This window comes from Flavobacterium sp. (assembly GCF_027531705.1).
In the GTDB taxonomy this organism is placed as follows: Bacteria; Bacteroidota; Bacteroidia; order Flavobacteriales; family Flavobacteriaceae; genus Flavobacterium.
In genome coordinates, this window is sequence record NZ_JAPZSP010000019.1 from 53049 (window position 1) to 69088 (window position 16040).

The following is a 16040-nucleotide window of genomic DNA, read 5'->3' on the forward strand; positions in this document are numbered from 1 at the left end:
CAAATTTTAGAAAGTAAAAATTAAGTTAATTGAATAGCTATGGTGTTTTCGAAGAAACCGATGAAATTTATTATAACAGCTTTAGTGGCGAGTTTGCCATTTTTAGGACTTGCTAATTCAACAGATACATTACCAGTTAAACACGAAATTGCTGCCGTTGCAGAAAAAGCGTTAACAGAAACTGAACAAAAAGAAGAAGAAAGAAAAGAATTTATAAAACACCACCTTCTAGACTCTCACGATTTTCATTTATTTTCATACGGAAAAGAATCAGGTCACGAAAAACATATCGGTTTTCCACTTCCAGTAATTCTTTGGGATAACGGAATTCATATTTTCTCTTCGTCAAAATTTGAGCACGGTCATGCTGCAGCTGAATCAAACGGAAGCTACTACAAAATAAACCACCACGACGGGAAAATTTACAAAACAGATGCAGCAGGGACTTTTACAGAAGATGAAAAGGGTCATGTTACAAATGCAAAACCACTTGATTTTTCTATTACCAAAAATGTTACAATGATTCTTATCACAGGATTATTGATGTTCTTATTATTTGCTGGTTTAGGAAAATCATATAAAAAGAACGGTTCAATTGCTAAAGGTGCTGGAAGATTTTTCGAGCCAATCATATTATATGTAAGAGACGATATTGCAATTCCTAATATCGGAGAAAAACATTATAGAAAATACATGAGTTTCTTGCTTACTATATTTTTCTTTGTTTGGTTTATGAATATGTTCGGGTTAACACCACTAGGAGTAAACGTTACAGGAAACATTGCAATTACAGCGTCATTGGCAATAATAGCTTATATTATAACAACATTTACAGCTAAAAAAGATTATTGGGGACACATTTTCTGGATGCCAGGCGTTCCGGTTCCAATGAAATTTGTTTTGGCACCAATCGAATTATTAGGAACAATTATCAAACCATTTTCGTTAATGATTCGTTTGTACGCAAACATGTTAGCAGGTCACGTAGTGTTAATGAGTTTAGTTGCCCTAATGTACAAAGCAGACAGCATTGTTGGTAGTCCTTTAGCGTTCTTACTAGCGTTTGTTTTAACAATATTAGAAGTATTAGTTGCCTTGTTGCAAGCCTATATATTTACAATGTTAGCTGCCCTATATTTCGGTTCAGCAGTAGAAGAGCATCATCACGAAGAAGCTCATCATTAATATCAAATTTTGAATGTTTAATTTTTAATACATATTTTTATGGAAATTCCTAGAATTGTTGGAGCAGGATTAGTAGTTATTGGAGCAGGTATTGGTATTGGTAGAATCGGTGGTTCTGCAATGGATGCAATTGCACGTCAACCAGAAGCTACTGGAAAAATTCAAACAGCTATGCTTATTGCTGCTGCACTTATTGAAGGTATTGGTTTCGCTGCAATTTTTGCATCGTAAATCTAAAAAATTCAAAAGCTGTAACGGTTGGTTGCAGCTTTTGTTAATTAGTAAAAAAGTAATTAATTAAGATATATATAATGGAAGAATTATTTGGACAATTTTCATTAGGATTGTTTATTTTACAAACAGTTTTATTTATTGGTTTGATTTTCCTTTTAAAGAAATTTGCTTGGAAACCAATTCTTGATGCTGTAAACGAAAGAGAAGACGGAATCAAAAACGCATTGCTTTCTGCTGAAAATGCAAAAAAAGAAATGCAAAATTTGCAAGCTGATAATCAAAGAATTTTGCAAGAAGCAAGATTAGAGCGTGACACTATGCTTAAAGAAGCTCGTGAAATGAAAGAGAAAATGATTGCAGATTCTAAAAATGAAGCACAAGCGCAAGGTTTAAAAATGATCGAGCAAGCAAAAGCTACAATCGAAAGTGAAAAAAATGCTGCTGTAGCTGAATTGAAAGCGCAAGTTTCAAACTTGTCATTAGAAATTGCCGAAAAATTATTAAAAGACGAATTATCTAACAAAGAATCTCAAGTAAAATTGGTTGAAAAAATGTTAGGTGACGCTAAACTAAACTAATTATGGCAAATACAAGAGCAGCAATTCGTTATGCAAAAGCAATCCTTGATATCGCTAATGATAAAGGAGCAGCACAAGCGGTAAATAACGACATGACTTTAATAGCTTCAACCATTAGTGAAAATGCTGAATTGAGTAATTTTATTGCCAATCCAACTACTAAAGTTGAAGTAAAAGAAAGTGCTTTATTAGAAGTTTTTTCTAATGTGAATGCAGTATCAAAAAGTTTATTGCATTTATTGTATGAAAATAAAAGATTTGAAATTCTTGGCGATATAGCAACAGAATACAATGCTTTATTCGACGAGATGAATGGTGTTGAAGTTGCAAAGGTAACTACAGCAATAGCTATGGATGCTGATTTACAATCAAAAGTATTAGCAAAAATTGCAACATTTTCAAACAAAAAAATAACAATAGAAAGCACAATAGATCCATCAATTATTGGAGGATTTATTTTAAGAATAGGCGATAAGCAATACAACGCATCAGTTGCCAACAGATTACAAGTTTTAAAAAGAGAATTAAGTAACTAGTTATTTATAAATAATTATGGCGGATATTAAACCTGCTGAAATTTCAGCGATATTAAAAAAGCAAGTAGAAGGTTTTGAATCAGGTGCTACTTTAGAAGAAGTAGGATCGGTACTTCAAGTTGGAGATGGTATTGCTCGTGTTTACGGGCTATCAAATGTTCAATACGGTGAGTTAGTAGAGTTCGAAAACGGTTTAGAAGGAATCGTTTTGAACCTTGAAGAAGATAATGTTGGGGTGGTGCTTTTAGGACCATCAACAGGTATCAAAGAAGGTTCTACTGCTAAAAGAACACAACGTATTGCTTCTCTAAAAACTGGAGAAGGAATAGTAGGACGTGTAGTTAACACACTTGGTCAACCTATTGATGGTAAAGGACCAATCACGGGTGAATTATACGAAATGCCTCTTGAAAGAAAAGCACCAGGTGTTATCTTCCGTCAACCAGTTACTGAGCCATTACAAACAGGAGTAAAAGCAGTTGATGCTATGATTCCAGTAGGTCGTGGACAACGTGAGTTAGTTATTGGTGACCGTCAAACAGGTAAATCAACTGTTTGTATCGATACTATCTTAAATCAAAAAGAATTTTACGATGCAGGAAAACCTGTATTTTGTATATATGTTGCAATTGGACAAAAAGCGTCAACTGTAGCAGGAATCGCAAAAATGTTAGAAGAAAAAGGAGCAATGGCTTATACAGTAATTGTTGCTGCAAATGCTTCTGATCCGGCTCCAATGCAAGTATATGCTCCAATGGCAGGTGCTGCAATTGGTGAGTATTTCCGTGATTCTGGTCGTCCAGCATTAATTGTTTATGATGATTTGTCTAAACAAGCAGTTGCTTACCGTGAGGTTTCTCTTTTATTAAGAAGACCACCAGGTCGTGAAGCTTATCCTGGAGACGTTTTCTACTTACACTCTCGTTTATTAGAAAGAGCTTGTAAAGTTATCGCTAACGATGAAATTGCTAAAGACATGAACGATTTGCCAGATTCTTTAAAAGGAATCGTGAAAGGTGGTGGTTCACTTACAGCTTTACCAATCATCGAAACACAAGCAGGTGACGTATCAGCTTATATCCCAACAAACGTAATTTCGATTACCGATGGACAAATTTTCCTTGACGGTGATTTGTTTAACTCTGGGGTTCGTCCAGCAATTAACGTAGGTATTTCGGTGTCTCGTGTTGGAGGTAATGCACAAATCAAATCAATGAAAAAAGTGGCTGGTACATTAAAATTAGACCAAGCTCAATATCGTGAATTAGAAGCGTTCGCAAAATTCGGTTCTGACCTTGACGCAGTAACATTAAACGTTATTGAAAAAGGAAAAAGAAACGTTGAAATTTTGAAACAAAATCTAAACGATCCATATACAGTTGAAGATCAAACAGCTATTATCTATGCAGGTTCTAAAAACTTGTTAAGAAATGTGCCAGTTGAAAAAGTAAAAGAATTTGAAAAAGATTTCTTGCAATACTTAAACAGCAAACACAGAGATACATTAGATGCTTTAAAAGCTGGAAAATTAGATGACAAAATCACAGATGTTATCGAAAACGCAGCTAAAGAAATTTCAGCAAAATATAATTAAAAAAGTATATTGTATGTTGTATACTGTATAATGCCAAAAGCAATTACAGTATACATTATACAATTTTACAATATACAATTTATAAAAAATGGCAAACTTAAAGGAAATCCGTAATAGAATTACTTCCGTTTCATCTACGATGCAGATTACTTCTGCGATGAAAATGGTTTCTGCTGCAAAACTGAAAAAGGCACAAGATGCAATTACAGCGATGCGACCTTATGCCGAAAAACTAACGGAATTATTGCAAAATTTATCTGCAACTTTAGATGGGGACACAGGTGGAGAATTTACTTCGCAACGTGAAGTTAAAAAAGTGCTAGTAGTTGCAATTACTTCTAACAGAGGATTATGTGGCGCATTTAATACGAATGTAATAAAAGAAGTAAAAAACCGTATTGATCATTATGCAGGAAAACAAGTTGATGTTTTTGCTATCGGAAAAAAAGGAAATGATGTTTTGGGTAAAACTTCTAAAGTAGTTTCAAATCAAAGTTCTGTTTTTGATAATTTAACTTTCGAAAATGTAGCAGCAATTGCTGAATCAATTACTGAAAAATTCACTTCTGGAGAATATGACAAAATAGAATTGGTTTACAATCAGTTTAAAAATGCGGCTACTCAAATCGTTCAAACAGAGCAATTTTTGCCTTTAGCACCAATTCAATCTGATAAGCCAGCTTCAACAGGAGATTATATTTTTGAACCTTCTAAAGAAGAAATTGTGTTGGAATTGATTCCAAAATCATTGAAAACTCAATTATACAAAGGAATTAGAGATTCATTTGCTTCAGAACACGGAGCGCGTATGACAGCAATGCACAAAGCAACTGATAACGCAACCGAATTGAGAGATCAATTAAAATTAACCTATAACAAAGCACGTCAAGCTGCAATTACCAACGAAATCCTTGAGATTGTTGGTGGTGCTGAAGCATTGAAAGGTTAGAAGAATCTTTGATTTTTCAAATCCTCATTTATGCGAAGCATAAAGGTTAAGATTAATTTAAAATTATTATGAGAGGCGACGAGAGTTGCCTCTTTTTTTATACATTTATATTAAATTTTGACACAAAATGAAAAATATAATTCTGCTTCTACTATTTATTTCCTGTTCATCCAACAAAGAAATAAACGAAAATCTTCCTTATCTAACCGAAAACATCTATTTTCAAAATTGGGTTGGCGGTCAGCAACAAACGGGTGGCGGCACCAATTTTCATATCAAGTTTAAACAAGCACTTCCAAACGATGTTGCTCTCAAAAAAGCCTATTTTCATCAAAAAGAAGCTAGTTTTGAAAAGAACAATGAAACAACTTACACCGCTAATTTCATTTACAAACCAAGTAAAACAGATTTAATTTTTGATGAAAATCCAGCAAACGAATACGGAAATAAAGCGCCAGAAATTAAGACATCCAAAACCGATTTTCCATTTGTTTTAAAAGAGGATGAAGCCATTTTAGAATTTGCCGTAAAAAACAAAACCCAACTTTATAAAATTAAAAACATTCCCGAAAAAGAACTTTTGGCATATCCATCGGCAAGACCAAGAAATTAGTTATTTTTGTGCCATAATAAATCAAAAACAACTTTGAGTTTATACAAAAATCTTTTTAAGCAAACAGTCATTTACGGTCTAGCAACAGTTTTGCCTAGAATGATTAGCTTTTTACTAAATCCGTTATATACCAAAGTTTTACCCAAACAAGAATTTGCCGACGTTTCCATCATTTTTGCATGGTTAGTTTTCTTCAATGTAATTTTATCTTACGGAATGGAAACCGCTTTTTTTCGATTTTACAACACCGAAGAAAATAAGAAAAACGTAATTGCAACCGCCACAATTTCACTTTTTTGGACATCATTAGCCTTTCTTTTCATTGCATTATTAAATAGAAAATCATTATCACACTGGGCAAACGTCGATGTCGAATATATCACGTACACCATTTGGATATTAGTTCTAGATGCACTTGCCATCATTCCGTTTTCTAAACTACGTGCCAACAAAAAGCCAATGGTTTATGCTGCAATCAAAATCGGAAATGTATCGCTAAACTTTGCTTTAAATCTATTCTTTTTATTGCTTTTGCCACAATTAGCGAAGTCCAATCCAAGCGGATTTTTCAACACAATTTTTTATGAAAATTTCGAAGTTGGCTATATTTTTGTTTCAAGTTTAATTGCCAGTTTACTAACATTTGTGGTCGTTTCTCCCGATTATTTCAAAATAAAATGGCATTTCGATTTTTCTCTTTGGAAAAAAATGATTCAATACGGTTTCCCAATCCTAATAGCCGGAATCGCTTTTGCCATCAACGAACATTTCGATAAAATCCTACTTGAATGGCTCAAAGTTCCAAAAGCCGATATCGGAGCCTACTCAGCTTGTTACAAAATCGGAATGTTCATGGTGCTTTTTCGTACGGCATACACATTGGGTATCGAACCGTTTTTCTTCAGTCATGCCAGCAATGAAAATGCACAACAAACCTATGCAACCATCACAAAATATTTCGTAATATTTGGTTCGTTCATAACCTTATTCGTAATCGCTTTTGTCGATTTGTTCAAACATTTGCTAGTACCAAATCCCGATTATTGGGATGCAATCAAAGTCGTTCCGCTTATCGTTTTAGCCAATTTCTTCCTGGGAATTTATACCAATTTGTCCGTTTGGTACAAACTTATTGACAAAACCAAAATCGGCGCTTATATTTCAATTATCGGCGCATTTGTGACACTAGTTTTAAACTTTTTGCTAATTCCATCCATCAGCTATTACGGTTCAGCAGTAGCCACAATTGCCGCTTACGGAACTATGATGGTCATTTCCTATCAACTTGGACAAAAAAAATACCCAATTCCATACGATTTGAATAAAATCGGCAGTTATCTCGGACTCACAATTCTCTTTTCGGCAATCGCTTTTTATATTCCGTACATCAGAGATAATTATTTCATCAAAATCGGATTAGTGCTAACATTTCTATATTTCATTTATTACAGCGAAAAACAAACATTACTCTCAATTTTAAAAAGAAAATAGTATTTTTACGAAGCTAATCCCGCTATACGTTACAATCTTTCCTTTTTTAAAGAAAAAAAGAAAAGGATTTCCACTACTATCGGGGCTAGGGCATCATTTTTAAAAACAAATTTATCACAAAAAATGACCATAAAAATCATCAACAAATCACAACACGATTTACCCAATTACGAAACAATCGCTTCGGCAGGAATGGATTTAAGAGCCAATATTGCTGAACCAATAACACTAAAATCGCTCGAAAGAACCATCGTAAAAACGGGACTTTTCATCGAGTTACCAATTGGTTACGAAGCACAAGTGCGACCACGTAGCGGATTGGCTGCCAAAAAAGGAATCACAGTATTAAACTCTCCAGGAACAGTCGATGCCGATTACCGTGGCGAAATTGGAGTAATTTTAGTAAATTTATCCAATGAAGATTTTGTAATAGAAAACGGCGAAAGAATCGCCCAACTAATAATCGCCCAACACGAACGCGCCGAATGGATAGAAGTACAAGAACTATCCGAAACATCAAGAGGCGAGGGCGGTTTTGGAAGTACAGGAGTGAAATAGTGAGCAGTGCTCAGTCGCAGTAAGCAGTTTAAAAGTAAATATTTAAAGTATACAGTTAAGTCTTAATACTTAATACATAAATCTTAATACTAAAAAATGAAAATAATAGTACCTATGGCAGGTCGTGGTTCAAGATTACGCCCGCACACATTAACAATACCAAAACCATTAATTCCTATCGCAGGAAAACCAATCGTTCACCGTTTGGTCGAAGATATTGCAGGTGTTTTAAACCTAGACATCGAAGAAGTAGCTTTCATCATTCACGAAAGTTTTGGTAAAAAAGTAGAAGAAGAATTAATTGCAATTGCACAAAAATTAGGAGCAAAAGGAACCATTTATTATCAAAACGAAGCTTTAGGAACAGGTCATGCTATTATGTGTGCTAAAGATTCTTTGAGTGGTCCAGCCGTTATTGCTTATGCTGACACACTTATTCGTGCCGATTTCGATTTAGATAAAACAGCCGATAGCGTTATTTGGGTAAAACAAGTGGATCAACCAGAAGCTTTTGGAGTGGTAAACCTAAATGCAAATGGAGAAATAATTGAATTAGTCGAAAAACCAAAAGAATTCGTTTCCGATTTAGCTGTTATTGGAATATACTATTTTAAAGATGTTGCCGTTTTAAAAAATGAGTTGCAGTCAGTTCTTGATAACAATATTATTCATGGTGGCGAATACCAAATTAATGACGGTATCAAACAAATGATGGCAAAAGGCATGAAATTTGTACCAGGAAAAGTAGATGAATGGATGGATTGTGGCAACAAAGATGTAACCGTTGACACCAACAACAGAATGCTGAATTTCTTGCACAACGATGGTGAACATCTTATTGATTTTGATGTGAAACAAGAAAATTCAACTATCATTCCGCCGTGTTATATTGGCGAAGATGTTGTTTTGATTAACGCTACGGTTGGTCCAAATGTGTCATTAGGAAAAGGTTGTCATGTAATTGATAGTACAATCAAAAACAGTTTGATTCAAACACATGCACATATAAAAAATGCCAATTTAGACAATGCAATGATAGGAAATCATGCTAGTTTTGATGGTAATTTTACAAGTATAAGTATTGGAGATTATTCGGTTTTAGAATAAAAAGTAAATGAAAAAAATAATTTTAGTTAGTTTGTTACTAGGAATGTTTTGCTTTCCGGCATCACTTTTGGCGCAAGCTGAACCAGAAGACATTGCTAGTAATGAAGACAAATTTCAAGATTCTTTCTATGAAGCTTTACGCCAAAAAGGAATTGAAAATTATGACAAAGCAATCGAAGCTCTTGAAAAATGTCAAAAAGAACAACCTAACAATGCAACCGTTTTCTTCGAATTGGGCAAGAATTATTTTTATCTAAAAAACTATGATAAATCTTACGAAGCTTATGAAAACGCCACCAAAATCGACTCCAAAAACAGATGGTTTTGGCACGGAATGTATGATGTAACGTATGAAACCAAAGATTACAATAAATCAATAACGTTAGTTCAAAAACTGATTGAATTTAATGATTCTTACAAGGAAGATTTGGTTTCACTTTATATGTACACCAAGCAATATGACAAAGCATTATCGCTTATTAATGAACTAAACGAAACCATTGGAAAATCAGACAAAAGAGAATTATACAAAGCTGATATTCTTAGAGATGCCAAATACCAAGGTTCTGAAAAAGATAATTTAATTGCATTAATCAAGAAAAATCCAAAAGAAGAAGCCAATTATATTTCACTAATTTATTTGTATTCATCAAGCAATCAAGAAGAAAAAGCACTCGAAGTTGCCAAAGATTTAGAAAAAGAAATCCCAACTTCAGATTGGGCACAAGTAAGTCTTTTCAAATATCATTTGAGTAATAACGATGGCGAAAAAGCAATAAAATCAATGAATATTGTTTTGCCAAGTGCCAAAATTGATGCTAAAATAAAACATCGAGTTCTGAATGAATTTTTATTGTTTTCTAAAGACAAACCGCAATACGATGCCGATTTAGAAAAAGCCATTTCGTATTTTGACAACGACAAAGAAGTTAAAGTAAACAAAGAAATCGGAAAGTTTTTTTATGCCAAGAAAAATTGGAGTAAATCTGCTCGTTTTTTCGAAAATCATCTAAAAAACAATCCAGATGATATGGAAGCAACCCAACTTCTGTTGCAAGCTTACACCGAAAACAAACAATTTGATGTTTTAAGTAAAAAAGCAACCGAAACAATCGATTTATATCCAATGCAACCACAATTGTATTATTATGCTGGGTTGGGCTATAATCAGGTGGCAAATTTCAAAAAAGCAAAAGAATTTCTCGAAATGGGATTGGATTATTTGGTAGATGATATAGCTTTAGAAATCAATTTCAATATTCAATTGGGCGAGGCTTATGCTGGTCTTGGCGATACAAAGAAGAAAGAAACGTATTTTGCAAAAGCAGAAAAATTATTGAAGCAAAAAAAATAATGAAGAAATACCTAGCACTACTTTTACTTTTTACAATTGTTTCATGCAAAACCAAAGCTGTTTTAGCCGAAGGAACTGCAAGCAACACAATGTCTTCAGATAAAATTATCGAAAATCATTATAAAAACAAAACTGACTTTTCAACGTTATATATCAAAGCTGATGTTAATTATAAAGATGAAAAACAAAGTCAAAATGTAACCGCCGAAATCAAAATTAAGAAAGACGAATTGATTTTGGTAAGTGTACGTTTTTTAGGAATTACAATGGCAAAAGGATTGATAACACCTGAAGGCGTAAAGTATTACGAAAAAATGAACGGTAAGTTTTTCGAAGGAAATTACCAAACATTGAGCGATTGGCTAGGAACCGATTTAGATTTTCAAAAAGTGCAAAATATGTTGATTGGTCAAGCATTAGACAACTTGAAAAAGAACAAATACAAATCAAGTTTAGAAGAAGGTTTGTATAAATTGGAAAGTTCTGATGCAACTATTGAAAAGAAATATTTTTTTGAAGCCTCTAAGTTTTTAGTAAAAAGACAACAAATCAATCAACCAGCCCAAAATAGAATGTTAGAAATTTTGTATGATGATTACAAAGAATATCCCGAAGCTAACTTACCAATTGGCTTGCTTGTTGAAGCAACTCAAGAAAAAGGAAAAACCAACATCAAAGTTGATTATAAATCGGTTACATTCAATGAAGAGCTTTCTTTTCCTTATAGTGTGCCATCTAATTACGAACAAATTTTTATTCACTAGATTTGCATAAATATTTTTTGAGTATGCCTAAATTTCTTTTAACTCTACTACTGATATTCGCTACTTCATTTTCATGGAGTCAAGATTCGCAACAAGAAAAACTAGAAAAGCGTAAAGCCGAAATTCAAAGAGAAATTCGCGAAAAAGAGGAAATGCTTAAAAAGGTAAAAAAGGAAGAAAAAACCGTTTCAAAACAATTGGCTATTCAAAATGATAAGATTAATTTAAAAGTCAAATTAATCAATACAACTTCGCAACAAACCAAATTATTAGGTGATGATATTTACATCAATCAATTAAAAATTAATCGATTAAGAAGTGATTTAGAGATTTTGAAAAAAGACTATGCTCAAATGGTTGTTAAAGCATACAAAAGCCGTTCAACCCAAAGTAGAGCAATGTTTATTCTATCTTCTGAAAATTTTCAACAAGCCTACAAGCGTATTCAATATATGAAACAATACGCAAGTTATCGCAAGATGCAAGGCGACGAAATAAAAGAGAAAACCGAAAAATTGACTGGTTATACTGAAAAAATTGTGGTTCAAAAAACCGAAAAAGAAAAGCTATTAAAATCTAATGAAGCCGAGAGAAAAGTGCTTGAAAAAGAAAAGCTAGTACAACAAGAAATTGCAAAAGCTATCAAGAAAAGCAAAGCTCAAATTACGGCTGAAATCAAGAAAAAACAACAAGAATCAAGACGTATTGATGGTCAAATTAACAAATTGATACGTGATGCGATTGCTGCTGCAAATAAAAAAGCGGCGGCTGCTAATGTAAAAGCGAATCCAAAAACAACAGCGGCAACAACAAAAGCAACCGAAACTTCAACCAAAATTGTCCTTACACCTGAAGCCAAAATGGCTGCTGATAATTTCAAAGCCAATAAAGGAAGATTACCATGGCCAGTTGAAAAAGGTTTTGTTTCGTTAGCTTATGGCGACCAACCGCATCCTGTTTACAACACTTTAATTGTTCATAATAGTGGTGTCGAAATTTCAACGGATCAAGGTTCTTCCGCAAGAGCTGTTTTTAGTGGTGAAGTTATAAGCGTAATGGTTCTTTCCCCAGTAAACAAAGCAGTAATGATTCAGCATGGTGACTATTTTACAGTTTACCAAAACTTGTCGAGTGTAAATGTTAGCAAAGGCGATAAAGTACAAACCAAGCAAACATTAGGAAAAATAAGAACCAATGGCGACACAGGGAAAACCGTTTTGAAGTTCATGATTTCTCAAAACACAACCTATAATAATCCAGCCAGTTGGTTGAGTAATATGTAATAAAAATGGCTTCTATTTTAGAAGCCATTTTAAATTATAAAAACAACGCTTTCAGCTCAGTAGCTTCATGCGGATTTAATTTGCCAGCTAAAACCAAGCTTAGTTGTTTTCTTCTTAAAGCGGCATCAAAACGCGCTTTTTCTTCTTCTGTTTCTGGTATAATTTCTGGAACTTTTACTGGCGTTCCTGTTTCGTCAACAGCTACAAAAGTATAGATAGCTTCGTTGGCTTTAGTTCTTATTCCCGATTCTCTATCTTCTGTCCAAACGTCTAGAAAAATCTCCATTGAAGTTGTGAAGGCTCTTGAAACTTTAGCTTCCACCGTCACAACACTTCCCAACGGAATAGAACGATTAAACGCAACGTGATTAACCGAAGCGGTTACGGTAATTCTTCTTGAATGTCTTCGGGCAGCAATACTAGCGGCTCTGTCCATTCGGGCAAGAAGTTCACCACCAAAAAGGTTGTTCAACGGATTGGTTTCGCTTGGTAAAACCAAATCGGTCAATATAGTCAATGATTCTGCAGGATGTTTGGGTGTCATATCAAGTTGTATTTTTTGCAAAGGTCAAAAAAAAATCCCGATAATTTCGGGATTACATTTATAATTCTTTTACTAAGAGCCAAGCATCAGGATTTCCTGCTTGTTGTATTTTTTCTTTGGCTTCATTTGCTTCTTGCAAAGTGGAATAACTTCCAAAAAGAACAGGATATAAACCATGTTTGTTTGGAGCAATTCTTCTAGCTTTATAACCAGTTGCAATTAATTCGTTGTAGGCTTTTGTAGCATTTTCTTCGTTTCTAAAAGCACCTGCTACTATGTGATAATTCAATTTTTCTTCTTTTACAGTAAGTGTAACCGAAGGTAACGGATTTTCAATTAAGAAAGTAGCTTGTTGAATTTTGGTTTGCATTTTTTTCTGAACAGAAGTTTCTACTAGCAACGTTTGTTCAGCTACTCTATTTTCGTAAAAATTATAGCCAAAATAACCTGCGCCAGCCAATCCTAAAGCAAAAACAGCTGCATATTTAAGATACGAAGGTGTTTTTCTTTTTTCTGTTGGTAATGTAATAACAGGTTGTTCTTCTTCAACAATATCGAGATGTTTGGCAACTTCTCTTTTTATTGATGGTGAAACAAAAGTATTTAAACCAAAAGATTCTTTAAGATAATTGGTGTTTTCAGATGGAACAAAAACGGTCTTTTTTTCAGTATTTAATGAAATGTCACCAATGTTTTTTAGCGTTACTTTTTCATTTGAATCTAAAGAAGAATTCCAACGACTAACTTCGGTTGCAATGGAAGAAACGGCGTTATCATAGCTTATTTTTTCAGATAAAGCAATATGATTTGCCAACAAACCATCGTTGTTTTTCAAATTTGAATTAAAAGAAACAACTTTTCTTGGCGGATAAAAAGAATTCGTACTTTCGTTTAAAAAAGCAGTGTTTGTTTCAGTTAAAAAAGCACCAAATCCTGGCACAGTTACGCACTGATGTCTGTATAAAAGTTGACCTATGTATTGTTCTAAATTCATAGAAACAAAGTTATACAAACTACGATGGTTTAAAAATTTTATTCACAAAATTTATTAACAATTGCAATAAATTTTATACTTTTCGCCTTCAAATAGTTAGTATGAGCCACGAAGAAATTTATTACACATTAGCCTTGCAAAAAATAGATGGAGTAGGTGATATTGTCGCCAAAAAACTACTGCAACATTGCGGAAACGCCGAAGCAATTTTCAAAGAAAAACCATCCAACTTATCTCGAATTGATGGTGTTGGAACCATTCTTTTAAAAAATTTAAAAGACAAATCGGTTTTTGAAAAAGCACAAGAAGAATTAAAATTTATTGAAGAAAATGATATTTCAATTGCTTTTTTTCAAGATGAAAACTATCCTGAGCGATTGAAACATTGCATTGATAGTCCAATTTTATTATTCAGTTCAGGAAATATTGATTTGAATAATAGAAGAATTATTAGCATTGTCGGAACACGTCAAATCACTTCTTACGGAACGGAATTTTGCAAAAAACTTATTGAAGATTTAGCGCCTTTAAACCCAATTATTGTAAGCGGATTTGCATATGGTGTTGATATTGTTGCGCATCAAGCAGCTATGGATTGCAATTTGCAAACTATTGGCGTTGTGGCACATGGTTTAAATCAAGTTTATCCTAAAACGCATAAAAAATATGTTGGCAAAATGGAGCAAAACGGCGGTTTTATGACCGAATTTTGGAGCAGTTCCAATCCTGATAAAGAGAATTTTGTAAAACGAAATCGCATAGTTGCTGGAATGGCAGAAGCCACAATTGTAATAGAAAGCGCCGAAAAAGGCGGTTCGCTAATAACAGCAAATTTGGCAAATGACTACAACCGAGATGTTTTTGCTGTGCCAGGCAGAACGACGGATAAATACAGCCAAGGTTGTAACGATTTGATCAAAACACAACGTGCTCATTTGCTAACTTCGGCAGCCGATATTATGTACATTTTGAATTGGGAGCTTGAGAAAAAGACTTCAAAAGACAAACCAGTACAAAAACAATTATTCGTCACACTTGAAGATGACGAACAAAAAATATACGATTACCTCCAAAAAAACGGAAAGCAACTACTAGATGTAATTGCTCTCGAATGTGATTTTCCTATTTTTAAAATTTCTTCTATTTTACTAAATATGGAATTGAAAGGTGTAATTCGTCCTTTGCCAGGGAAATTGTTTGAAGCAATTTGATTTTACAAAAACCCCAATTTCTCTCTAACTCTTTTTAAAACGCCATCGGCAATTGTTCCTGCTTTTTTGGAACCTATGGCTAAAAGTGCATCTACCTCGTGAAGGTTGTTCATGAAATAGTTGTATTTTTCTCTTTCGGTTTTGAATTTTTCTACTATCAATTCAAATAAGGCTTGTTTGGCGTGACCGTAACCAAAATCGCGGTTTTTGTTAGCGTATTTTTCGGTCATTTCTGCTAGTTGAGTTGGATTTGCCAAAAGTTTGTAAAGTGCAAAAATCTTGCAGGTTTCGGTGTTTTTCGGTTCTTCTAGCGGTGTGCTGTCGGTTTCTATAGACATGATTTGTTTGCGCAACGCTTTGTCATCTAAGAAAATGTTGATGATATTACCGCGTGATTTACTCATTTTTTGCCCATCAGTTCCAGGAATGTACATGGTTTCTTCCTGAATTTTGGCATCTGGTAAAACGAAGGTTTCGCCCATTTGAAAATTAAATCTTGATGCTACATCACGAGTGATTTCGATATGTTGCAATTGGTCTTTTCCTACGGGTACAATTTCGGCATCGTATAGTAAAATATCGGCAGCCATTAGCATTGGATAGCTAAACAATCCTGCATTTACATCTTCCAAACGATCGGCTTTGTCTTTGAATGAATGTGCCAATGTCAATCGTTGAAACGGAAAAAAACAACTCAAATACCATGACAACTCAGCTGTTTGTGGCACATCTGACTGGCGGTAAAAAACTACTTTGTTGACATCTAACCCGCAAGCTAGCCAAGTTGCAGCTGTGCTATAAGTGTTTTCACGAAGGGTTTTTCCATCTTTTATTTGTGTTACCGAATGTAAGTCGGCGATGAACAGAAACGATTCGTTTTCGGGTTGGTTAGATAATGCAATGGCAGGAATTATGGCACCTAGTAAATTGCCTAAGTGTGGAGTTCCTGTGCTTTGTACGCCTGTGAGTATTTTTGACATGGTGTTATTTTTCTTGAACCGCAAAGATAATTGTTTTCTTAAAAAGTTTGCGATGAATTGTTATC

17 protein-coding genes are annotated in these 16040 nt (G+C 34.0%); 14 read left to right on the top strand and 3 right to left on the bottom strand.

Annotated features, from left to right (window positions below; genetic code table 11):
- Nucleotides 1–39: 39 nt before the first annotated feature.
- The 13 genes from atpB to O9267_RS07785 all read left to right on the top strand — a co-directional run bounded on the left by atpB (nucleotide 40) and on the right by O9267_RS07785 (nucleotide 12246).
- Nucleotides 40–1185: a F0F1 ATP synthase subunit A gene (gene atpB / locus O9267_RS07725; RefSeq protein ID WP_298177833.1), complete on the top strand. Its 1146-nt coding sequence runs from the start codon at nucleotides 40–42 to the stop codon at nucleotides 1183–1185.
- A 39-nt stretch (nucleotides 1186–1224) separates the two neighbouring features.
- A complete protein-coding gene (gene atpE / locus O9267_RS07730; protein WP_112113538.1) occupies nucleotides 1225–1416 on the top strand; it encodes an ATP synthase F0 subunit C in 192 nt (63 codons plus the stop codon).
- A gap of 80 nt (nucleotides 1417–1496) precedes the next feature.
- On the top strand, nucleotides 1497–1997 hold the full coding sequence (locus O9267_RS07735) for a F0F1 ATP synthase subunit B (RefSeq protein ID WP_298177836.1): 501 nt from the start codon (nucleotides 1497–1499) through the stop codon (nucleotides 1995–1997).
- Nucleotides 1998–1999: 2 nt separating this feature from the next.
- On the top strand, nucleotides 2000–2533 hold the full coding sequence (gene atpH, locus O9267_RS07740) for an ATP synthase F1 subunit delta (RefSeq protein WP_298177837.1): 534 nt from the start codon (nucleotides 2000–2002) through the stop codon (nucleotides 2531–2533).
- A 16-nt stretch (nucleotides 2534–2549) separates the two neighbouring features.
- Nucleotides 2550–4127 carry a F0F1 ATP synthase subunit alpha gene (gene atpA / locus O9267_RS07745; RefSeq protein ID WP_298177841.1) on the top strand — a complete coding sequence of 526 codons (1578 nt, stop codon included), beginning with the start codon at nucleotides 2550–2552 and terminating at the stop codon, nucleotides 4125–4127.
- 88 nt (nucleotides 4128–4215) lie between these two features.
- Nucleotides 4216–5076, top strand: coding sequence for an ATP synthase F1 subunit gamma (gene atpG, locus O9267_RS07750; protein ID WP_298177843.1), 861 nt, complete (start codon nucleotides 4216–4218; stop codon nucleotides 5074–5076).
- A gap of 127 nt (nucleotides 5077–5203) precedes the next feature.
- Complete coding sequence (locus O9267_RS07755; RefSeq protein WP_298177845.1) at nucleotides 5204–5689, top strand: hypothetical protein; 486 nt, start codon at nucleotides 5204–5206, stop codon at nucleotides 5687–5689.
- A 33-nt stretch (nucleotides 5690–5722) separates the two neighbouring features.
- Nucleotides 5723–7180 (top strand): oligosaccharide flippase family protein, encoded by a 1458-nt coding sequence (locus tag O9267_RS07760; protein ID WP_298177847.1) that lies wholly within the window; start codon nucleotides 5723–5725, stop codon nucleotides 7178–7180.
- A gap of 123 nt (nucleotides 7181–7303) precedes the next feature.
- Complete coding sequence (dut, locus tag O9267_RS07765; protein ID WP_298177849.1) at nucleotides 7304–7738, top strand: dUTP diphosphatase; 435 nt, start codon at nucleotides 7304–7306, stop codon at nucleotides 7736–7738.
- 96 nt (nucleotides 7739–7834) lie between these two features.
- Nucleotides 7835–8845, top strand: coding sequence for a sugar phosphate nucleotidyltransferase (locus O9267_RS07770; RefSeq protein ID WP_298177851.1), 1011 nt, complete (start codon nucleotides 7835–7837; stop codon nucleotides 8843–8845).
- A 7-nt stretch (nucleotides 8846–8852) separates the two neighbouring features.
- Complete coding sequence (locus O9267_RS07775) at nucleotides 8853–10199, top strand: tetratricopeptide repeat protein (RefSeq protein ID WP_298177853.1); 1347 nt, start codon at nucleotides 8853–8855, stop codon at nucleotides 10197–10199.
- Nucleotides 10199–10963: a DUF4292 domain-containing protein gene (locus tag O9267_RS07780; protein ID WP_298177855.1), complete on the top strand. Its 765-nt coding sequence runs from the start codon at nucleotides 10199–10201 to the stop codon at nucleotides 10961–10963. Before O9267_RS07775 ends, O9267_RS07780 begins: the two co-directional genes overlap by 1 nt.
- Nucleotides 10964–10986: 23 nt before the next feature.
- Nucleotides 10987–12246, top strand: a complete 1260-nt coding sequence (locus O9267_RS07785) for a peptidoglycan DD-metalloendopeptidase family protein (protein WP_298177857.1) — start codon at nucleotides 10987–10989, stop codon at nucleotides 12244–12246.
- A gap of 34 nt (nucleotides 12247–12280) precedes the next feature.
- Here the strand turns inward: O9267_RS07785 and O9267_RS07790 are convergent, their stop codons facing one another.
- Nucleotides 12281–12790 carry an acyl-CoA thioesterase gene (locus O9267_RS07790; RefSeq protein ID WP_298177859.1) on the bottom strand — a complete coding sequence of 170 codons (510 nt, stop codon included), beginning with the start codon at nucleotides 12788–12790 and terminating at the stop codon, nucleotides 12281–12283.
- A gap of 58 nt (nucleotides 12791–12848) precedes the next feature.
- Nucleotides 12849–13784: an SPOR domain-containing protein gene (locus O9267_RS07795; protein ID WP_298177862.1), complete on the bottom strand. Its 936-nt coding sequence runs from the start codon at nucleotides 13782–13784 to the stop codon at nucleotides 12849–12851.
- A gap of 101 nt (nucleotides 13785–13885) precedes the next feature.
- Here O9267_RS07795 and dprA point away from each other — a divergent pair, with 101 nt between their 5' ends.
- Nucleotides 13886–14995: a DNA-processing protein DprA gene (gene dprA / locus O9267_RS07800; protein WP_298177864.1), complete on the top strand. Its 1110-nt coding sequence runs from the start codon at nucleotides 13886–13888 to the stop codon at nucleotides 14993–14995.
- A gap of 2 nt (nucleotides 14996–14997) precedes the next feature.
- Here dprA and trpS read toward each other — a convergent pair whose 3' ends face one another.
- On the bottom strand, nucleotides 14998–15975 hold the full coding sequence (gene trpS / locus O9267_RS07805) for a tryptophan--tRNA ligase (protein WP_298177866.1): 978 nt from the start codon (nucleotides 15973–15975) through the stop codon (nucleotides 14998–15000).
- Between the last annotated feature and the right edge of the window lie 65 nt (nucleotides 15976–16040).